Source organism: Brevibacillus brevis (assembly GCF_031583145.1).
In the GTDB taxonomy this organism is placed as follows: domain Bacteria; phylum Bacillota; class Bacilli; order Brevibacillales; family Brevibacillaceae; genus Brevibacillus; species Brevibacillus brevis_E.
Genome location: NZ_CP134050.1, coordinates 2,208,468 through 2,229,308 on the forward strand (window position 1 = coordinate 2,208,468; position 20,841 = coordinate 2,229,308).

Here is a 20,841-nt window from a genome sequence, read left to right on the forward strand (position 1 = left end):
TTTTATGAAACGGTTTCGAACACTAGCTTTTTGCGCGGTGGTGCTAGCGAGCCTGACCTTTGCAGGCTGCGGCACTTCGCAGGGGAGCACGACGGGGGAGACGAAGCAGTCGGAGCAAGGACAAGCCGCCCCTCAAACCATGCAGGTCAACCTGAACACGGGTGAGCCGAACACGATCGACCCTGGACTGGCAGAAGATATCCCCTCGATGTCTGTTGCCCGTGCAGCATTCGATGGCCTCTTGCGCCTGAATGAAAAGGGAGAGCTGAAAGAGGCGGTCGCAGAAAAGTACGAAGTGTCACCGGATGGGCTGACGTATACATTCCATCTGCGCGATTCGAAATGGTCGAATGGCGATCCGGTAACGGCGCATGACTTTGAGTACGCCTGGAAGCGCGTGCTGAATCCGGAGACGGCGTCCGGGTACGCCTACCAGCTGTACTATCTGAAAAACGGGGAAGCGTACAACTCGAAGAAGGCAAAGGCCGAGGATGTCGGTGTCAAGGCGACCGACGACAAAACGCTGGTTGTCACCCTGGAAAATCCGGCGCCTTTCTTCCCGCAGCTGGTCGCATCGGTCACGTACTTCCCGCTCAACCAAAAAGTGGTGGAGGCAAACAAGGACTGGGCAAACAAGCCTGAGACCTACATCGGAAACGGACCGTTCGTCCTGAAGAAATGGGAGCACAAGTCGGTTATCGAGTTTGCGAAAAGCGATTCGTACTGGGATAAGGACGCTGTCAAGCTGTCCAAGCTCACGATCAACATGATCGAGGATGCCAATACCGAGCTCGCGATGTTTGAAAATGGCGACCTCGACTGGGCTGGCTCGCCGCTGGGAGATCTGCCGCTCGACGCGCTCGATTCCCTGAAGGATTCGGGAAAAATGCAGACGCAGGCGACCGCGGGAACGTACTGGTACATCTTCAATACGAAGCAAAAACCGTTCGATAACAAGAAGATTCGCCAGGCATTCGCCATGGCTGTCAACCGCAAGGACATCTCCGAAAACGTCGTACCGTACAAGAGCACGCCGGCTCTGGGGATCCTGCCGCCGACGATGGCTTTGAAGCCGGACGGATACTTCAAGGATGGGGACGTGGAGACCGCGAAAAAGCTGCTCGCGGAAGGGATGAAGGAAGAAGGCATCACCAAGCTGCCTGAACTGACTATCTCGTACAATACGACGGAAGTGAACCAGCGCATCGCGACGGTCATCCAGGACCAGTGGCGAAAAGCGTTTGGCATCGAAGTCAAGCTGGTGAATAAAGAAAATAAAGTGCACCGCGAGCAAATGAAGGAAGGCAACTTCATCATCGGCCGCGCGAGCTGGATCGGCGACTTCAACGACCCGATCAACTTCCTGGAAGTGTTTAAGGGCGGACTCAACACTTCGAAGTGGGAAAACAAAGAATTCCTCGACCTGCTGGCGCAGTCGGCGAAAGAAGGGGACGTCGAGAAACGCAAAGAGATCCTCAAAAAAGCCGACGCCATCGTGATGGATGAAATGCCTGCACTGCCGATCTACTATTTCACCTATGCATGGGTGAAGCAAGACAGCGTAAAAGATGTCGTCGTCGACGCGCTCGGCTTCATCGACTTCAAGTACGCCTCCAACGAAAAGAAATAAAGAGCAGGGAGTGACGTGTGTGCGTCCGATTATCGGTGTGGCGTGTACGAAAATGTATTTCCCGAATAACCATCTCGACCAGTTTTTTTACGTCGGGTCGGGCTATGTAGAGGGGATTGCCCGCAGCGGAGGCACCCCGCTCATCTTGCCGCTACTCGACAGCGAGGATGCTCTCAGAGCGATGGTCGAATCGCTGGACGGACTCATCCTGACAGGGGGCGACGACCCTGCTCCCCACCTGTACGGCGAGGAGCCGCATCAGGGACTGGGAACGGTCGAATACGAGCGGGATCTGGCGGAACTGGCGGTCATTAAACTGGCCTTGGAGATGAAAAAGCCGATTCTTGGCATTTGCCGGGGGATGCAAATTCTGAATGTGGCGTGCGGCGGCACGCTGGTTCAGGACATTCCGAGCCAGGTGCCCGGAGCGATCCAACACGCACAGCGGGGTTCCCGCCAATACGGCGCACACAAAGTCACGCTCCGACCGGGATTCGTGGCCGATGCAATCGGCAAGACGGAAATTTTGGTGAATACGTCCCACCACCAGGCGGTAAAAGACGTGGCTCCGGGCTTTGTCATGACGGGGTTCGCGGCTGACGGTGTCATTGAGGCGATCGAGAGCCTCGACGGGCTGCATGTCGGTTTGCAATGGCATCCGGAGCGAATGTGGGGGCACGACAGCGATATGCGAAAGGTGGCCGAGGCGTTTGTCGCCAAAGTCAACGAGCAGAAGGCAAAGCTTGCCACGTAAAAAGCGCCGGATGGCGAGTCGACAGCAAAATAAGAGCAAGGAGCAACCGCTTTGCGACGAGCAGAGCGGTTTTTCTTTGTGTGCGGGAACAGTATACTAGGAGAACAAGAGCATGTCACAAAGACGGAGAGGTGGACCAAATGCTTACGATAGGAACGAAGGCGCCGCTGTTTCGGGCAGACAGCACGAGGGGGCCAGTCGATCTGGCGGACTATGCAGGGAAGAAAAACATCGTCATGATCTTCTACCCGGGAGACGATACGCCGGTTTGCACCAAACAGCTGTGCGCCGTGCAAGACCACTATGACGCATTCGAGCAGGCAGATGCGGTCGTACTCGGAGTGAATCCCGCCGGGCTGGACAGCAAGCAGTCTTTTTCCCGGAAGTTCGGATACCGGTTTCCGCTGATCGTAGATACGGACGAGTCGATTCGTAAGGCATACGGGGTCGGTAAAATCCTGGGTCTTTTCTTTCAACAGCGAATCGTCTACATAATCGGGAAAGACGGAAGGATTCTCTATGCCAAAAAGGGCAACCCGCCCGTCTCGGAGCTCCTGGCCGCCATTTCTCCCCAGGGATGACGCGAACCTGCGGGCATAGGCGTCTCGCCCTTGCGCAACAGAGTGAAAACAGGGATAATACAGAAACAGGAGAATGTATGTTTGGTGGTATCCCGATCATGAAAAAAATCATGCACATGGATATAGACGCTTTTTTTGCCAGTGTGGAGCAGCTGGACAGACCGGAGCTGCGGGGAAAACCGGTCATCGTCGGGGGAACGGGAAACCGTGGCGTGGTCTCCACATGCAGCTATGAAGCCCGCAAGTTCGGAGTGCGATCCGCCATGCCGGTGGCACTTGCCCGCAAAAAATGTCCCCGGGGCATTTTTCTGCCTGTCCGATACGCCCGCTATGTGGAGAAGTCGGCGGAGGTGCGCGAAATCTTTTCGGCCTATACGGAGCGTTTCCAGACGGTCGGACTGGACGAAGCGTACCTGGACGTGACCCACTACGAAAACGCCGTCCCTATCGCGCGGGAAATCAAAAGGCGCGTGCGCAAGGAGACAGGGCTGACATGCAGTATCGGCCTGTCGTACAACATGTCGCTCGCCAAAATTGCCAGCGACCTGAAAAAGCCGGACGCCTTCGTCATCATCAGGCCCGAGCAGGCGCTGGATGTGCTCAGGCCTTTGCCGATCGGCACCATCAGCGGAGTCGGGAAAAAATCGCAGGAGCTGCTCGCCAAAAAAGGCATTCACACAGTAGAAGACTTTTGGCGTTTGTCTCTGGACGAGGTCGTGCAATTGTTTGGCAAGATGGGGCGCTCGCTCTACGGCAGAGCCCGGGGGGAAGACCACCGGGAAATCGAAACGGATCGTTCGCGCAAATCGCAGAGCCGGGAAACCACCCTGCCTTTCGATCTGTACGAGCGTGAAGCGGTTGCCGAGGTCGCCTACTCGCTCCTGCAGGAAGTGGAAGAGGACATCCGTCAGGAAGGGATCATCCCCCGGACGATTACGCTCAAGATCAAATATGCGGATTTCACGCAGCGGACGAAGCAGCACAAGGCGGAGTTCGTCGCCGATTGGAAAGAGTATCTGGACGACTTGCTCGATGCGTTCGACTACTCGGCCGGAGTAAGGCTCGTCGGAGTGGGCTTTTCCAACTTCGCAGAGCCGCAGGCGGAAAGGTACGAACAGCTGTCGTTGTTTTCCTGGAATGGGAAGACTTGAGGAGGGAAAGCCGTGGAAGAGGAGCAATCCTTTCATTGTTGCGCATCCTGCGTTCATTTCCGGGTGGAGAAAGAAACGGGAAAAGTCTTGTACCGCTGCTCGCGGCTTGGCTATGAGACGCGGCCGGATTACCGTTTTGAGTGCTGGACGCCTACGGAGCGGGTAAAACGGCTGATGGCAAGCCGGCAAAGGAATGCCGCCGAGGATCACGAGACATCCTCATAATGGGTGACGACGAAAAACACCCCCACGAACCAAAAGGACGTGGGGGTGTTTCCTATGCCTCTTAGAAAGGAAGTTCTTTGTTGACCGAATGGGAACGCGTGCCGGCGCTCAACCTGAGCCGGACGAACAGCAGGATGCCGAGTCCGAGAATGCAGCCTGCCACGACGTGAATCGCAGCCGAGACAGGCAGGGCGTCTGTCAGGATCCCTCCGGCCAAAGGACCGGCAACCATCCCTACACCGTGAAACATATTGAATAGCGAGTAGGCCGTGCCGTAAGCGCCGCTCCCGCCTCGGTCGATGATCTCCCCTAACGTGGCGAGTGTGGGGGAAAGCGTAAAGCCGACACTAGCACCGACGAACGCCATCGCCAGAGCGGCCTGCCAGAGCGTCCCCGCCCACACCAGAAACGGCATGAAGACAGCCAGGCTGCAAATGCCGGCGAACATCAGTGTGTAAGGGTTGAACCGGCTCGAAAGCGACCCTGCTACGGGAGCGATCAGCCCGTAGCCGAGCGTCATCACCGCAAACAAAAGACCGATTGCGGCCGGCGAGACTTGGAGCGTATCCGTCAAAAAGACGGGGAGCGTCGGCTCGAGCAAGCACAATGAAATTTCCGCGAGCAGGACGATGCCTGCGATAAAGGCGACCTGCGGATGGCGCAACAATCCGATTACGTGCAGTTTTTCACTCGCGGTGCGAGAGGATTCTTCCCGCAAAAACACGTAGACGAGGGCAAAGCTGACGACAGTGACGGCTGCGGCTGCCAAAAACGGCGTACGATGGCCGCTCGCCTCGAACAGCCAGCCGCCGATCGGGGCACCGAGCAGCGTTCCGGTCGAAATCGCGGTCAGGGCGATCCCCATGACGGCTCCGCGCTTGGACGATGGGAACAGATCCGCCAAAAGCGCGAGCGCTGTCGGCCACGTCGCGGCTGCGGAAATTCCTTGGACGAAGCGGGCCGTGATCAAGAGGCCCATCGAGTCGGAGTAGGCAAAGAGCACGGTGGACAGGATGAGTCCCACGAGTCCGACGAGCAGCATGATTTTTCGGCCGATGCGGTCGGAAATAGGCCCGAAGATGGGAGTAGCGGCCAGCATTGCGACGGCGTAGCTGGAAAACAGGATTCCGATCATGGTAGAAGTGGGCTGCAGCGTTTCCTTGAAGTAAGGAACGATTGGGATCAGCAAGCTGTACAGCAGCATGTCGATAAACAGGATCAGGATGACGAGAAGAAGTCCGATCCCTTGCTTTTTCGTCATTTTTGGAAAGAAAGCCATGGTGTTCACCTCAAGCGTATTCGTTTACCAATAAAACTAAAAGTGTTTAAATAGTTTTCGTAAAAAAAGGGAATAAAAGAATCATCTTTTATCCACAGGTACCAAGCCGTACAGCAGTACATCGGCAATCGCTTCGAGCGACTGTTGCATGGTAATTTGATTTTGCGTATAAAATCGCTGGTCCAGCGTTGAATTGCACGCGTCGATAATCAGCTTCATCAGGAGCGTCACGTTCATGTTGACGATGAGACCTTCCCGGATGCCCTGCTCGACCAGCACCCGCAGCAGCGCCCAATCATCGGAGAGCTGGGCATTCACGATCGCCCATTGCTCGGGATAGTATCGCTTCATCTGTTCGAGAATGCGCAAATCGTAAAATTCGTAGTGCGTCGGCAATACCATTATGACTGCCTTTATTTTTTCGAGCAGCGTCAGGTTTTCATCATCGATGATTTGTCTGGTCTTTTCATCAGCTTCCTGAAAGACTTGCTCGATGATGGTTTCCAGTATTTCTACTTTGGAAGAAAAGTGTTCGTATAGCGTCCGTTTGCTGATTCCGAGCCTGCGGGCCAAATCGTCCATGGAAAATTTCATGCCCTTTTCCCGGATCTCTTCGATGAAACCGCGCATGATTCTGTCTTTGATAAAGCACCGCCTCCTTTGCCCGACCTGTCTTCAGGAAACCAAATAAACAAAAACAGTTTTGTTGGTAACTGCATTCTACAAGGATTCGCCTCCAAATGCAAGTGGCCCGGAGCTTTTTCTTTTGCAAGTATGTGGCCGATTATGGTATAGTAGGTGCCGAAATCGCGGTTGATTGCTTCACATATTTTGGAGGTGCCCCGTGTTTTTACAGAAGCTGGTGCCCAATCAGTTCGTGGAATCGATCCACCACATTGATATAGATCAATTGAAACGAAATAACGTCCGCGCGGTGATTACAGATCTGGACAACACCCTGGTGGAATGGGACAGGCCGCTGGCCACCCCGGAGGTGGAGCAATGGCTGAAGCGTTTGCACGACGCGGGGATCAAGGTCACCGTCGTCTCCAACAACAACCAGGAGCGTGTCGAGTGCTTTTGCAAGCCGCTGCAGATCGGTTTTATTTATGCGGCTCGCAAGCCCACGAACCGCGCCTTCTTGCAGGCGGTTCGGCAGATGGACGTGACCATCGCCGAGACGGTCGTCATTGGCGATCAATTGTTTACGGATGTCTTGGGAGGAAATCGGCTCGGGTTCCATACGATCTTGGTCGTGCCGGTCGCCCGGACAGACGGTTTCTGGACGCGGTTCAACCGTCAAATGGAGCGTCTGGCTCTGATTTGGATGGAACGGAAAGGAATGGTTTCGTGGAGGAGAAAAGCATGATGGAACAAACGTCCGGCTCCTGTGCCGGGTGCGGCGTCCTGATTCAGACGGAAGATCCGAAACGGCCGGGCTACGCGCCGCAGTCTGCGCTCGGCAGGAAGGTGCTGGTTTGCCAGCGCTGCTACCGGATCAAGCATTACAATGAAGTAGCCCCTGTGAGCATGGGAGACGACGATTTCTTGCGGATTCTGGACGGCATCGGCGCCACTCAATCCCTGGTTGTCATGGTCGTGGACATCTTTGATTTCCAAGGCTCATGGCTAAAGGGGTTGCCGCGTTTTGTGGGGAAAAATCCGATCCTGCTCGTAGGCAACAAGGTCGATTTGCTTCCCCGCAACATCAATCTGAATCGCGTGCGCAACTGGATGCAGCACGAGGCGAAGGAACGCGGCCTGCGTCCGGAAGACGTCGTTCTCATCAGCGCGCAAAAAGGGCTGCACATCGATGAGCTGCTCGCCCGCATCGGCGAGCTGCGAAAAGGTCGCGACGTCTATATCGTCGGGGTGACGAATGTCGGCAAGTCGACGATGATCAACCGCATTTTGCATGACTACGGAGCTGCGGAGCTGGAAATCACGACGTCGCCGTTCCCGGGAACGACGCTGGACAAAATCGAGATCCCGCTCGAAGACGGGCGTTCTATCTACGATACACCGGGCATCATCAACCGGGATCAGATCGGACACATGATTCCGCCGTCCGATTTGCGCAAGATTACACCGACCAGCAGGATCAACTCCAAGGTCTATCAGCTGAACGACGGCCAGTCGCTCTTTCTGGGCGGTCTCGCACGGATCGATTTCGTGCAGGGGCAGCGCCAGCCGTTCGTCGTTTACGTCGACAACGATATGTACATCCACCGCACCAAGCTGGAAAAGGCGGATGAAGTCATGGAGAAGCACCACGGCAGCCTGCTGGTACCGCCTACGGGCGAAGAAGCGGCGAAAGCGTTGCCGCCGTTTGTCAAACATTCGTTTAAGATCAAGCCGACGGGAACGACAACCGATATTGTCATTTCCGGATTGGGCTGGGTTAGCCTGCAAGGCAAGCATGACGCCAGCGTAGTCGTGCATGCCCCAAAAGGGGTTAGTGTAGGGATGAGAAAAGGGCTGATCTAGCCCGAGCCTTAAAGCGCCGCTGCTGTTCCTGGTGTTCACAATAGAGAGCCATTAGGGGGTAGGAGAGCATCATGATTTCGAGTAAAACGCAACTGGTTGGTTTGTTCGGCCATCCGGTTTCCCATTCACAATCGCCGATGATGCACAATGCCGCATTTGCCGAAGCCGGTCTGGATTACGCTTATGTAGCCTTCGATGTGGAATCGAACAGTCTGGAGGATGCCGTAGCGGGGATCCGCGCGCTGGGGTTGAAAGGAATCAACGTCACGATCCCGCACAAGGTCGCGATCATGCCGATGCTCGATGAAATCGATCCGCTGGCGAAGCGCATCGGTGCAGTCAACACCGTGGTTATCGAAGACGGACGCCTCATTGGCTACAACACCGACGGCATGGGATACGTGCGCTCTCTTGTGGAAGAGACAGGGATCCAGCTCGAACAGCAGATCGTCACGATGCTTGGCGCGGGCGGCGCCGCGCGGGCAGTCGCCTTTACCCTGGCGGAAAAAGGGGTCAAGGAAATTCGCATCATCAACCGCTCCCGGGAACGAGCGGCGTTGCTCGCAGAGTCTTTGCAGACGATCGTCTCGACCAGAATCGTGGAGCAGGGAGAAGGGCAAGAAGCGATCGCAGATGCCTCTCTCCTGATCAATACGACATCGATCGGAATGCTTCCGAATGTGAACGAAATGCCTGTTCCCAAAGAGTGGCTGCACGATCGGCTGATTGTAAGCGACCTTATTTACAACCCGCTGGAGACGAAGCTTCTCACGGAGGCCCGGGCCATCGGTGCGCGGGTACACTCCGGAGTAGGCATGTTCGTGAATCAAGGGGCTCTGGCCTTTGAGCTGTGGACAGGGAAAAAAGCCCCGGCGGAAATGATGAGAGAGACCGTCTTGCAGCAATTGACGAAGACGGCGGAATAAAAACGATACGATGGCAAGATAGAGGAGGACAGCCGATGTTGACCGGCAAACAAAAGCGCTTTTTGCGCGCAGAAGCCCATCATCTCACCCCGATCTTTCAGGTGGGAAAAGGCGGCGTAAATGAAAACATGATTACCCAGATCAAGGAGGCGCTGGAAGTGCGCGAATTGATCAAGGTAGCGATTTTGCAAAACAACACAGACGACAAGCATGAAGTCGCACAAGACCTGGCGGCAGGCGCCGGGGCGGAATTGGTGCAGCTGATCGGGCATACAGTGGTACTGTACAAAGAGTCGCGGGAAAACAAGACGATTCAGCTGCCGTAAGCGATTTGCCATGAAGGAAAGAATCAAGCATATCGGAATCATGGGCGGTACCTTCGATCCGATCCATTGCGGCCATCTACTCGCAGCCGAACAAGCGAGGGAGCAGGCAAAGCTGGATGAGGTGTGGTTCATGCCCACGCACATCCCGCCGCACAAGACGAGAGAAGGGCTGACGTCGGCACCCCACCGCCTGCAAATGGTGGAGCTGGCCGTAGCCGACCATGAGTCGTTTCGGGCGACTGACATCGAGCTGCGCCGCGAAGGGCCATCCTATACGTACGACACGATGGAACAGCTCGTGCGAGAGCATCCGGACTGCCGCTTCTCTTTTATCATCGGCGGGGACATGGTGGAAATCCTCCCCAGCTGGCACCGGTACGAGGAGCTGAGCCGGATGATTCACTTCATCGGTCTGGCGCGGCCGGGTACGGATGTAAAACGAGTTCCCGGAGACAATGTCACGTTTGTCGAGATGCCTGTCTGGGACATCTCTTCCACCCTGATCCGGGCGAGGGCGGCGGAAGGGCGAAGCATCCGCTACCTGGTTCCTCGAGCGGTCGAGCGCTATATAAAGGAGAACCGGTTCTATGAGTGAATGGAATACACGGGATGAGCTGCTCGCGAAGGTGCGAGCCCAAATGCACGAGAAACGCTATGTCCATACGCTTGGTGTCGCAGCTTCCGCCAGAGAGCTGGCGGCTCGCTTCGGTGCCGATCCCGAAAAGGCGGAGCTGGCCGGATATTTGCACGATTACTGCAAATGCTGGCCGGTAGACAAAATGTTCGAGATCCTTGTGCGTCATGATATGCCGGCGGAGCTATTGGAAGGGGAGAAGGAGCTCTGGCACGCATTTGCCGGAGCGATCGTCGTTCAGTCCGACCTCGGCATTACGAACCCCGAGGTCTTGCAGGCCATCCGTTACCACACGACGGGAAGAGTTGGCATGACCCTGTTAGAAAAAGTGGTATGTGTGGCAGACTATATAGAACCCAATCGCAATTTCCCTGGCGTGGAGGAAATTCGCAGGCTGGCTGAAACCGATCTGGACGCTGCGCTGATCCTCGCACTGGGAGGCACGATGCAGTTTTTGATAGAAAAGCAAAAGACGGTATTTCCGTTGACACTTTTGACTTACAACGATTTGATTTCCCTTAAAAAGGAGAGCAGGAGGGTTTAATGGTTAAAACTGTAGAAGATTTGGCTCGTTTGGTCGTGAAAGCTGCGGAAGACAAAAAGGCTGAAAATCTGATGGTGCTGGACATCAGAAACCTGTCCGTCATCGCGGACTACTTCATGATCTGCCACGGCAACAATGAGCGTCAGGTGCAAGCAATCGTCAAAGAAATTCGCGACCAAGCCCACAAAAACGGAACCGATGTCCGCGGGATCGAAGGGGCGGAAGAAGGCCGCTGGGTGCTCGTCGACCTGGGCGACGTCGTCATTCACGTCTTCCACCGCGAAGACCGCGAGTTTTACAATCTGGAGCGGCTGTGGAAAGATGCTGAGGTCGTCTCCTTCTCGGAGCAAGGGTAACGACTATGGCCTATACGCATATGGCTGCGGTTTACGACAGACTGATGGCGGATTCCCCCTACGACCAGTGGCTGGACTGGGTGGAGCGCATTTGGGCAAAAGGCGGAAAGCCTTCGAGCGTGATCGATTTGGGCTGCGGCACCGGCACGATCGCGATTCCGCTGTCGCGGCGCGGCTATCGCGTGACCGGCGTCGATCTGTCTGCTGACATGCTCGCTGTCGCTTACGACAAAATGCGCCAGGAGCAAGCGGACGTCGTCTGGGTACAGCAGGACATGCGCGAGCTTGCGCTGCCGCAGGCGGATGCGGTCATCTCTTTGTGCGATTCCCTTAGCTATTTGACGGAAGAGGCGGATGTGCAGGAGACGTTCCGACGGGTGTTTGCCCATCTTGCAGAAGGCGGCACCTTCCTGTTCGACGTGCACAGCCCGTACAAAATGCTCCATATCTTCGGGGACGAGACGTTTACGTACGTCGAGGACGAAGTTTCGTACATTTGGCAATGTTTTAGCGACCCGCTGCGCTTGGAGGTCGAGCATCAGCTCACCTTTTTCATTCGCCAGCCGGGCGGCCTGTACGAACGGGTGGAAGAGGAACACTGGCAGCGAGCGTACCAGCCGCTGCAGATGATTCGCTGGCTGATGGAAGCAGGCTTTACAGACGTGGTCGTTACGGCCGACTTCGCCGATTTGCCGCCGCAGGAGACGAGCGAACGCCTATTTTTCGCGGCAAAAAAGCCGAAGCGTTGACACAGCTGGTTCAGATTTACTATAATCGTGTTATAACTGCAAAATTCGACGCGTTGAAAGAGGAATAGTAGGTACATTCTCCGTGTGCTAGAGAGTTGACGGCTGGTGCAAGTCAACCCGGAGGAGACCGAACTCGCCTCCCAGCACTTTCCCCCAAGGCCGGCCAAGTCCGGTTGTGTAAGGGAGAGCGGTTGATCCACGTTACGGATGGAAACAAGCGGGTGAATGATTCGCATTCGCCAATCTGGGTGGTACCGCGGGAGTAAACACAACCTCTCGTCCCTTTTCGTCATTCGATAGGGGCGTGGGGTTTTCTTTATTTTACCTTACTTTTCACCATTGAGGATGGGAGTGCTTTACCATGGTTTTTAGTCATCGCGACGTAGAAAAGAAGTGGCAACAATACTGGGAGCAAAACAAGACCTTCAAGACATCCGAAGATCCGGGCAAAAAGAAGTTTTACGCGCTGGACATGTTCCCGTACCCGTCTGGGGCTGGGCTGCACGTAGGCCATCCGGAAGGGTATACGGCGACGGACATCTTGTCCCGCATGAAGCGGATGCAAGGCTACAACGTGCTGCACCCGATGGGCTGGGACGCGTTCGGTTTGCCGGCGGAGCAGTACGCGCTGGATACAGGAAACGACCCTGCCGAATTCACCGAGAAAAACATCAACAACTTCCGCCGCCAGATCAAATCCTTGGGCTTCTCCTACGACTGGGATCGGGAAATCAACACGACCGACCCGCACTATTACAAATGGACCCAATGGATCTTTACCAAGCTGTACGAACACGGCCTGGCGTACATCGATGAAGTGGCGGTGAACTGGTGCCCGGCGCTGGGAACCGTTCTGGCCAACGAAGAAGTCATCGATGGAAAAAGCGAACGCGGCGGCCATCCGGTCGAACGCCGTCCGATGAAGCAGTGGGTGCTGAAAATCACGGCATATGCAGAGCGTCTCCTGGAAGACCTGGAGGAGCTGGACTGGCCAGAGAGCATCAAGGAAATGCAGCGCAACTGGATCGGACGTTCCGAAGGGGCTGAGGTCACGTTCGGCATTGAAGGCCACAACGAGACTTTCACCGTGTTTACGACCCGTCCGGACACCCTCTACGGCGCGACCTATGCGGTGCTGGCGCCTGAACACAAGCTGGTCGATCTGATTACCAGCCCGGAGCAACGGGCAGCCGTCGACGCTTACCTGGAGCAGACCAAGCGCAAGAGCGATCTGGAGCGCACCGACCTGGCAAAAGAAAAGACTGGGGTGTTCACCGGCGCTTACGCAATCAACCCTGTCAACGGCGAACGTCTGCCGATCTGGATCGCCGACTACGTCCTCATCAGCTACGGCACAGGCTCCATCATGGCCGTACCTGCGCATGACGAGCGCGACTACGAATTCGCGAAGACGTTTGACCTGCCGATCAAGCCGGTCATTGAGGGCGGGGACATTTCCAAGGAAGCCTACACCGGCGATGGTGCGCACATCAACTCCGGCTTCCTGGACGGCCTGAACAAGCAGCAGGCGATCAACAAGATGATTGAATGGCTGGAGCAAAACGGCAAAGGTAACCGCAAAGTGACCTACCGTCTGCGCGACTGGCTGTTCAGCCGTCAGCGGTATTGGGGCGAACCGATTCCGATCCTCCACCTGGAAGACGGCACGATGAAAGTGGTACCGGAAGACCATCTGCCAATCATGCTGCCGAAGACAAAAGAAATCAAGCCATCCGGTACGGGTGAATCGCCGCTGGCCAACATTGCCGACTGGATCAATACCGTGGATCCGGAGACGGGCCTCAAGGCACGCCGCGAGACCAACACCATGCCGCAATGGGCGGGCAGCTGCTGGTACTTCTTGCGCTTCATCGATCCGCACAACGACAAGGCATTAGCGGATCCGGACAAACTAAAAGAATGGCTGCCGGTCGACATCTACATCGGCGGAGCCGAGCACGCAGTTCTGCACTTGCTCTACTCCCGCTTCTGGCACAAGTTCCTGTACGACATCGGCGTCGTGCCGACGAAAGAACCGTTCCAAAAGCTGTTCAACCAGGGCATGATTCTGGGCGAAAACAACGAGAAGATGAGCAAATCCAAAGGGAATGTCGTCAACCCGGACGACATCGTGAACAGCCACGGCGCAGATACGCTTCGTCTGTACGAAATGTTCATGGGACCACTGGATGCGTCTATCGCTTGGTCCACAAAAGGACTGGACGGTGCCCGTCGCTTCCTGGACCGCGTCTACCGCTTGTTCGTGACCGACAGCGGAGAACTGAATCCGAAGATCGTGGATACAGCGAATGTGGGCGGCATGGAGCGCATCTATCACCAGACTGTGAAGAAAGTGACCGAAGACTACGAAGGTCTGCGCTTCAACACCGGTATTTCCCAGCTCATGGTGTTCGTGAACGAAGCGTACAAGGCTGATGTCTTGCCGAAAAAGTATATGGAAGCCTTCGTGAAAATGCTGTCCCCAATCACACCGCATCTCGGGGAAGAGCTGTGGGAGAAACTGGGCCACAGCGAGACGATCGCCTACGAGGCTTGGCCGACCTACGACGAATCCAAGCTGGTGGAAGACGAAGTGGAGATCGTCCTGCAGGTGAACGGCAAGAACAAGGAAAAGCTGATGATTGCCTCCGATGCAACCAAAGAGCAGATGGAAGAGCTGGCTTTGGCCAACGAGGTGATCAAAGAGCTGATCGCAGGCAAAACGATCGTAAAAACCATTGCAGTCCCTGGCAAACTCGTGAACATCGTGGTTCGTTAAAGCGCTGTTTGCGTGCCAAGATTCAAACCGTCAAAGGAGTGGAACCTGTAACCTTGCAGGCTTCCACTCCTTTTGCTTTACGCGGCAGCGAGGGTCGCCGTTGCCATGCGCGGTTCGGCGGCGAGGCCTCTGCTTCGTCATTGATGCTGGTTGGAGAGCATATGCATGGTCATTACCTTATCTTCCGCAAATTTGGCGTGTGTGCGGCGGAATACTTCGGCAAAGAGTCCGGGCACCCCGTTTTCCAGAGCGACCAGGCCTTCTCCGGTGATTCCGCCCGGTACGCAAACGCGCTGCTGAAGGGTCGGCAAGGTAAAGACGTTTTCCTTCAGCAGATCAGCCATGCCGATCAGCATCTGGGTCGCCAAGTACGTGGCAGCTTCCTGGGAAATGCCTGTTTCAGTGGAGGCATCCTGAATCATTTGCTGCAGCAAGTAGCTCAAAAAGGCAGGACCACAGCTCGTGATATCAGAGGCCACACGCAGGAATTTTTCGGTGACCAGAACGGGGTGGCTGATGTGGGAAAAGAGGTTGAGAATGTATTTTTTCTGGGGCTCCTGAATGCGGGAGCCAAATTCACACAAGCTGATACCGCTGCGAGCGGCATTCGTGATGCTGGGGACGACCCTTGCGACTGCACACGGGACTTGGTCCTCCAGTTGATCGAGCTTGATCGGGCTGGTAATGGTAATGACGAGATGCTCAGGCCCAAGCGCCGGGGCGAGCTGCTCCAGCATGGCTCTGTATTCCAATGGTTTGACGCACAGCAGCAGCACCTTCACTTGCTTGGCCAAATCGGCATTGTCGGACGCGATGAGGAGTCCGGGGTGCCGCTCGGCAAGCGCATCCGCTTTGGCGGGGGTGCGGTTGTATATGACGATCTGGCTGGGGGACAGGGCTTTTGCTGACAGCAACGCTTCGATCAGGATGCTGCCCATGCTGCCCGTTCCGATGAACCCGATCCGATCCAAGTCCATACCTCCCTCCGTTATTCTCTCCCCATTCTATGTACCCTGTGAGGGCAACATGCCCATAGATTCCGAAGTTTCAACGAATCTGGATGCGATCCTTGATGCGCTCGAACATTTTCTCACCGATGCCTTGGATTTCTTTCAATTCGTCCAGGGAGCGAAAGCCGCCTTTTTCCTCACGGTATTGCAGAATGGCATTGGCCCTGGCCTCCCCGATTCCCGGCAGCGTCATCAGCTGTTCGCGGGAGGCGGTGTTGATGTTGACGGAGCCGGCAGCAGACGAGGGACTCCCGCTGCCTCCCACCGCGTAGGCAGCAGAGGAGAGGACGATCGGCGGGTTTGGTGGCAAAGTCTGCGGAGCTCCTTTGCCAGGAATGACGATGGCAGTCCCGTCTGTCAGCGGCGCAGCCAGGTTGATTTGCTCCAAATCGGCGTCCGGCTTCGTCCCCCCGGCCTTAGCGATGGCGTCCGCCACTCTCATGCCTGCTTCCAGTCGATAGAGCCCGGGCTGTTGGACGCTGCCCTTCACGTCGACATAAAGAGCGGGAGGGGCAGCTTGCTGCTGAGCTTGTTTTCCGGACCCGGAGGCAGGGGGTACCGGTTCCTCCCCGGAGCGGTCAGGGGCATCCGGCCGGGAAGCGGCTGAAAAACCGTCGTCCTCCGAGGCGTAAGCGGGAGGGAGCAGGGGGAGCGAGGAGCTCTCGTCCGATTGAACGGGCGACTGGGCCTGGTACAGCCACAGGCTGCTCCCGATGAACAGAACGGCACCGCCGATCCATGCGATTCTCCGGTATTTTTCCCACCATTCCCGTAACACAAAAAACCCTCCCTTGCTTTCGCATGAAATCATCGCAGAGAAACGGCGTTCTCTACCACGATGCTACGAAAAGTAAGGAAGGGTGTACAAGTTTTTCTGGGCTCTAGCCGATGTGCTGGAGCGAATTTTTTTTGCGGCGAATGTCTACATTCGGGCTGACATACGGATCAAAGGTGTACTTCTGCTCAATAAAGATCTGATGCCACAGCATGAAGACGAGGATCGTCCAGATTTTGCGGCTGTAGTCGGCGTTGCCTTCCCGGTGCTCATCGAGCATGTACAGGACGTACGCCTTGTTGATCAGATTGTCGACCTTGGACTCGAAGATGATTTCTTTGGCCCATTTGTAAAATTCGTTTTTCAGCCAATGACGGGTGGGAACCGGGAAGCCCAGCTTCTTTCTCGTCTTGATTTCCGGCGGCAAAAAGTCTTTCATCGCTTCGCGCAGGACGTGCTTGGTCGTACCGTTGGCGATCTTGTACTTCGTCGGGATCGTAGCGGCGAATTCAAACACCTTCAGGTCGATGAACGGCACGCGCAGCTCCAGGGAGTTCGCCATCGTCATCTTGTCTGCCTTCATCAAAATGTTGCCGCGAAGCCATGTGTGGATGTCCAGATACTGCATCTTGGTCACATCGTCATACTGGGAAGCCCGCTTGTAGATCTCCTCGGTGATCGTGAACGGGGAGACGTACGAGCTCGAACGGGCGATGTCTTCCATCACGACGCGTTTTTTCAGTTCCTCGCTGAAGATCAGGGCGTTGCCGAAAAAGCGTTCCTCGACGGTCTTGGAGCCGCGGATCAGGAAGTTCTTCCCTTTGATCTGGTCGGGCAGGCGTTCAGCCATGTAGCCGATGGAATGGCGCATCCAGCCAGGCAGGCCGGAGAACATTTTCAGGGCGCTCGGCTCCCGGTAAATATTGTAGCCGCCAAAAAACTCGTCCGCACCTTCCCCGGAGAGAACGACGGTGACGTGTTCGCTTGCCATCTGTGCGACGAAGTAGAGCAGGATCGCCGATGGATCCGCTACCGGTTCGTCTTGATGCCAGATGAGGCGGGGCAGCTCGTTCATATACTGCTGGGCGCCCACGACCAGCTCGTGATGCTCAGACCCGAGATATTGGGCGGTCCGTTTTGCGTAGTCGAGCTCGCTGTAGCCAGGAATGTCGGACCCTACCGAGAAGGTCTTCACAGGCTCAAACGTGCGCAGCATGGCTACGATGCTGCTGGAGTCCACTCCGCTGGAGAGGAAAGCTCCCCGCGGCACCTCGCTCACCCGGTGTTTGTCCACCGATTCCAGCAGGACGCTGCGCGTACCTTCTACATAATAAGAAAAAGGCTTGCTCTCATCCGGGTTGAACTCGACATCCCAGTAGCGCGTAAGCTTGATTTGATCGTTTTCAATGATGAACGAATGCGCAGGCGGCACGCGGTAAATGCCGCGGTACATCGTCTCCGGATCCGGCACGTACTGGAAAGTGAGATAGTGGTAAAACGCGGTGTGGTTTACCTCGCGTTCTACGCCCGGCAGCTCCAGCAAGCTCTTGATTTCGCTGGCGACACCGATCGAATCGGCGGTTTCTACATAGTAGAGAGGCTTGATTCCGAAGTGGTCACGCGCTCCGAACAGCCTTTTTTTGCGAGAATCATAGATGGTAAAGCCGAACATGCCGCGCAAGTGCTTGGGCGCGTCCGTTCCCACTTCCTCGTAGAGGTGCAGGATCGTCTCGATATCCGAATCGGTATGGAAGACGTGTCCCACGTCTTTCAACCACTGTTGCAATTCCTTGTAGTTGTAGATTTCTCCATTGCCAATAATCCAGATGTCCCGTGCTTCGTTAAACAGCGGCTGGTGTCCTCCTTCCACGTCGATGATGCTTAAACGACGAAAGCCCAGGGCGACGTTATCCTCCAAATGAAATCCGTCGTCGTCTGGACCGCGGTGCAGAATGACACCGGTCATCGCGCTGATCGCTTCTTGCAAGACAGGCGTTTGCCGCTTGTTGTAGAGTGATACGATTCCACACATATGAAATGACTCTTCCTCTCACTGGATTGCTCCTGCTAACTCTATCACGTATCGACAGTCAGCGCAATCACTCCGAATGCCTATGGCGTCGGCTCGCAGGCTCCCTTGTCTCTATTTTTGTCCCCGGCGTGCCGGATATACTTTCGAGAACCAAAGAATGGTTCGACAAAGGACGGAGGGATGCGCTTGACCATGTACGGAGCCAGCATTTGCATGGTTGTCGGTCTGATTCTGTCGGCCTGGCTGCATCCAGCCTGGGCTCTGGCAGCTGTCGGTCTCATGATCTCCGCCATGCTGCTGCCTTCGCCCAAACCACTCCGGCGGAGCATGATCGGCTACACGCTCGTCTCTATTTTAGCAGGTCTCTATTTTTATGGGTACGAGATTCTCCATGCCTCCGCATTGTTGCCGTATGCGCAGACGGAAAAAAGCATGTGGCTTCGCGGCTCGGTTGTTTCGGCTGTCAAGCGGGACGGGGATGCCGCGCGCCTTTTTGTGAGGGTGGAGGAATGGGAATCGGGTGGCAAAAAATGGAATACACTAGAACGATCGGAACGGATCGCCCTGCGCGTCAAGCTGAATCGGGAAGAAGAAGCGGGGCAAGTGGAGAAGTGGGGGATCGGTGCAGAGCTGACTGTCTTCGCCCGCCTATCCGTACCCGAACCGGTACGCAATCCATACGCATTCGACTATGCCCGCTATTTGCACTGGCAAGGTGTGGCCGTTATCGGAGAAGCTTCCTATTCAGATGGAAACGTGAAAAACAGAGGCGGCATTCGGGCGGGCTTTCAGCGTTGGCAGGAAGAAGCCGCAGCAAGACTGGATGGGCTGTTTTCGGACCCCGAAGCAGCGGGCTACATGAAATCGCTGCTGCTCGGAGTGACGGAAGACGTCACACCCGAGCTGGCGGGAATGTATGCGGATTTGGGCCTGAGTCATGTGCTGGCGATCTCCGGTCTTCATGTGACCCTGGTCAGCAGCATGTTTATGTGGAGCCTGGAGAAGGCGGGACTTCGGCGCAGATGGGCGCTGGGCGCAACTGTGCTCATGCTGGCCGGCTACGTGCTGCTCGTGGGGGCAAGCGCGTCTGCTGTGCGCTCCGGCCTCATGGGAGGCGCGGGACTCGCGGGTCAGGCCGCAGGCAAGAGGCTCGACGGCAAAGATGTCTGGGGAGGCGCCCTGATCGTCATGCTACTTGCGAATCCGTACCAGCTCTGGCATATCGGGTTTCAGCTGTCGTTTGCCGTTACGCTGGGCCTGCTCGTCTTCGTCCCGTTCGGCGAACAAGTGTGCACGAGGCTTCCCGCCTGGCTGCGTACGCTGCTGGCCGTAACGTTCGTGGCGCAGGCGGTGTCGTTTCCCTTTCTTGTCTACCATTTTCATCAGTTTTCTCCCTTGTCCTGGCTGGTGAATCTGCTCGTCACCCCTATTCTCTCCGTGGTGGTGCTGCCGCTGGGCTACATCGCCCTTGTGTTCAGCTTGATCCATCCGGCGCTGGCCAGCTGGCCGGTGCTCATGTCTGCGCATTTGCTGCAATGGCTGCACAAGCCCTTGTTTGCGCTTGACAATTGGACAGTCCCGTTCTCTCACTGGCCTCATCCCCAGTGGTGGTGGCTGTTGCTCTACGGAGGAATTTTGTTCGCGTTGCCGATTTTGTGGAAGTTGGGGTATCATCGGCAAAGGGACGCTGTCGTTTTCCTGGCAATCTACTGTGCTCTGCTCGTATTGGCCAGACAGCCTTTTAGCGCGGATGGTGAGGTGAGAATCACCTTCCTGGATGTTGGCCAGGGGGATTCCATCGTTGTCGAAATTGGCACTCAGAAGGTATACTTAATTGATGCAGGTGGAACCGTTCGCTTCCCTGCACGTGAGTCATGGAGGGACAAGCGTGATCCGTTTGAAGTGGGAAAAGACGTCGTCCTCCCCTTCTTGCGGGCTCGTGGCATCGAAACCATCGACCGCGTCGTGATGACGCATGGCGATTGGGATCACATCGGGGGATTGGCCGCTTTGGTACCCCGCTTTTCGTTTGGGGCGGTGCTTGTCAACGGCAATGCACCGAAAGGGGAAGAGAGAGAAATTCTTCAGCAATTTAGGGAAAAAGGAGTTCCCGTTTTGACGGGAAGCGCCGGACAAGGTTGGACGGATGCGCCAGGTGTGGAATGGACATGGCTGCAGTCCGGCAAGGCAGCCAAAGCCTCGGAAAATGACGCTTCGGTCGTGCTCATGCTTACCGCGTACGGGAAAAGGGTGTTGTTCACCGGCGACATCGAACGTGACGCGGAAAGCAGCATCGTGCAGAACGGATTGCACGAAGTGGACGTCTTGAAGGTTGCTCACCATGGCAGCCAGACATCGAGCAGCGAACCGTTTTTGCAGGCGTCACACCCGAAGACCGCGGTCATTTCCGTCGGGAAAGGAAACCGCTACGGTCATCCTTCGGCAGAGGTGTTACAGCGTTTGAAGCAAACAGGCTCCAAAGTATACAGAACCGACAGGCATGGCGCCGTGACACTGATCATTACGCCTGCGGGGATGTCTTGGACGACTCAAGTCTCAAATACATAAAGGGTTTGCAACCTTTTCTTTGAGCGAACCGTCTG

At 55.9% G+C, this 20,841-nt stretch carries 20 protein-coding genes and 1 other annotated feature; of the genes, 15 read left to right on the top strand and 5 right to left on the bottom strand.

Annotated features, from left to right (window positions below; all coding sequences use genetic code 11):
* Window positions 1-4 precede the first annotated feature (4 nt).
* The 5 genes from RGB73_RS10985 to RGB73_RS11005 all read left to right on the top strand — a co-directional run bounded on the left by RGB73_RS10985 (window position 5) and on the right by RGB73_RS11005 (window position 4,341).
* On the top strand, window positions 5-1,630 hold the full coding sequence (locus RGB73_RS10985; protein WP_310771823.1) for a peptide ABC transporter substrate-binding protein: 1,626 nt from the start codon (window positions 5-7) through the stop codon (window positions 1,628-1,630).
* A 19-nt stretch (window positions 1,631-1,649) separates the two neighbouring features.
* Window positions 1,650-2,384 carry a gamma-glutamyl-gamma-aminobutyrate hydrolase family protein gene (locus tag RGB73_RS10990; RefSeq protein WP_310771825.1) on the top strand — a complete coding sequence of 245 codons (735 nt, stop codon included), beginning with the start codon at window positions 1,650-1,652 and terminating at the stop codon, window positions 2,382-2,384.
* Window positions 2,385-2,524: 140 nt separating this feature from the next.
* A complete protein-coding gene (locus tag RGB73_RS10995; protein WP_310771827.1) occupies window positions 2,525-2,965 on the top strand; it encodes a peroxiredoxin in 441 nt (146 codons plus the stop codon).
* 98 nt (window positions 2,966-3,063) lie between these two features.
* Complete coding sequence (locus RGB73_RS11000) at window positions 3,064-4,116, top strand: DNA polymerase IV (RefSeq protein WP_310771829.1); 1,053 nt, start codon at window positions 3,064-3,066, stop codon at window positions 4,114-4,116.
* A gap of 12 nt (window positions 4,117-4,128) precedes the next feature.
* On the top strand, window positions 4,129-4,341 hold the full coding sequence (locus tag RGB73_RS11005; RefSeq protein ID WP_310771831.1) for a hypothetical protein: 213 nt from the start codon (window positions 4,129-4,131) through the stop codon (window positions 4,339-4,341).
* Between the two features lie 61 nt (window positions 4,342-4,402).
* Here RGB73_RS11005 and RGB73_RS11010 read toward each other — a convergent pair whose 3' ends face one another.
* Entirely contained in the window at window positions 4,403-5,620 is a 1,218-nt protein-coding gene (locus RGB73_RS11010) for an MFS transporter (RefSeq protein ID WP_310771832.1), read from the bottom strand.
* 81 nt (window positions 5,621-5,701) lie between these two features.
* A complete protein-coding gene (locus tag RGB73_RS11015; RefSeq protein ID WP_310771834.1) occupies window positions 5,702-6,250 on the bottom strand; it encodes a TetR/AcrR family transcriptional regulator in 549 nt (182 codons plus the stop codon).
* A gap of 214 nt (window positions 6,251-6,464) precedes the next feature.
* On the opposite strand from RGB73_RS11015, the gene RGB73_RS11020 reads away from it, so the two are divergent.
* From RGB73_RS11020 to leuS, 9 genes are all read left to right on the top strand, one after another.
* Complete coding sequence (locus RGB73_RS11020; RefSeq protein WP_310771835.1) at window positions 6,465-6,989, top strand: YqeG family HAD IIIA-type phosphatase; 525 nt, start codon at window positions 6,465-6,467, stop codon at window positions 6,987-6,989.
* Window positions 6,986-8,107 (top strand): ribosome biogenesis GTPase YqeH, encoded by a 1,122-nt coding sequence (yqeH, locus tag RGB73_RS11025; protein ID WP_310771837.1) that lies wholly within the window; start codon window positions 6,986-6,988, stop codon window positions 8,105-8,107. The genes RGB73_RS11020 and yqeH overlap by 4 nt, the downstream gene beginning before the upstream one ends.
* A 71-nt stretch (window positions 8,108-8,178) precedes the next feature.
* Window positions 8,179-9,033 (top strand): shikimate dehydrogenase, encoded by an 855-nt coding sequence (locus RGB73_RS11030; protein ID WP_310771839.1) that lies wholly within the window; start codon window positions 8,179-8,181, stop codon window positions 9,031-9,033.
* Window positions 9,034-9,068: 35 nt separating this feature from the next.
* Entirely contained in the window at window positions 9,069-9,359 is a 291-nt protein-coding gene (gene yhbY / locus RGB73_RS11035; protein WP_310771840.1) for a ribosome assembly RNA-binding protein YhbY, read from the top strand.
* A 10-nt stretch (window positions 9,360-9,369) separates the two neighbouring features.
* On the top strand, window positions 9,370-9,954 hold the full coding sequence (locus RGB73_RS11040; protein ID WP_310771842.1) for a nicotinate-nucleotide adenylyltransferase: 585 nt from the start codon (window positions 9,370-9,372) through the stop codon (window positions 9,952-9,954).
* Window positions 9,947-10,537: a bis(5'-nucleosyl)-tetraphosphatase (symmetrical) YqeK gene (yqeK, locus tag RGB73_RS11045; protein ID WP_310771843.1), complete on the top strand. Its 591-nt coding sequence runs from the start codon at window positions 9,947-9,949 to the stop codon at window positions 10,535-10,537. Before RGB73_RS11040 ends, yqeK begins: the two co-directional genes overlap by 8 nt.
* Window positions 10,537-10,893 (top strand): ribosome silencing factor, encoded by a 357-nt coding sequence (gene rsfS / locus RGB73_RS11050; RefSeq protein WP_310771845.1) that lies wholly within the window; start codon window positions 10,537-10,539, stop codon window positions 10,891-10,893. The genes yqeK and rsfS overlap by 1 nt, the downstream gene beginning before the upstream one ends.
* Window positions 10,894-10,898: 5 nt before the next feature.
* Window positions 10,899-11,642 (top strand): class I SAM-dependent DNA methyltransferase, encoded by a 744-nt coding sequence (locus tag RGB73_RS11055; protein WP_310771847.1) that lies wholly within the window; start codon window positions 10,899-10,901, stop codon window positions 11,640-11,642.
* A gap of 44 nt (window positions 11,643-11,686) precedes the next feature.
* Window positions 11,687-11,929: a binding site (T-box leader), on the top strand.
* A 74-nt stretch (window positions 11,930-12,003) separates the two neighbouring features.
* Entirely contained in the window at window positions 12,004-14,421 is a 2,418-nt protein-coding gene (gene leuS / locus RGB73_RS11060) for a leucine--tRNA ligase (RefSeq protein WP_310771849.1), read from the top strand.
* A 137-nt stretch (window positions 14,422-14,558) separates the two neighbouring features.
* On the opposite strand, the gene comER is transcribed toward leuS, so the two are convergent.
* The 3 genes from comER to asnB all read right to left on the bottom strand — a co-directional run bounded on the left by comER (window position 14,559) and on the right by asnB (window position 18,238).
* Window positions 14,559-15,392 carry a late competence protein ComER gene (comER, locus tag RGB73_RS11065; protein WP_310771851.1) on the bottom strand — a complete coding sequence of 278 codons (834 nt, stop codon included), beginning with the start codon at window positions 15,390-15,392 and terminating at the stop codon, window positions 14,559-14,561.
* Between the two features lie 76 nt (window positions 15,393-15,468).
* Entirely contained in the window at window positions 15,469-16,209 is a 741-nt protein-coding gene (locus RGB73_RS11070; protein WP_310771853.1) for a helix-hairpin-helix domain-containing protein, read from the bottom strand.
* 103 nt (window positions 16,210-16,312) lie between these two features.
* Window positions 16,313-18,238, bottom strand: a complete 1,926-nt coding sequence (gene asnB, locus RGB73_RS11075; RefSeq protein ID WP_310771854.1) for an asparagine synthase (glutamine-hydrolyzing) — start codon at window positions 18,236-18,238, stop codon at window positions 16,313-16,315.
* Between the two features lie 192 nt (window positions 18,239-18,430).
* Here asnB and RGB73_RS11080 point away from each other — a divergent pair, with 192 nt between their 5' ends.
* Window positions 18,431-20,806: a DNA internalization-related competence protein ComEC/Rec2 gene (locus RGB73_RS11080; protein WP_310774241.1), complete on the top strand. Its 2,376-nt coding sequence runs from the start codon at window positions 18,431-18,433 to the stop codon at window positions 20,804-20,806.
* Window positions 20,807-20,841: the final 35 nt, after the last annotated feature.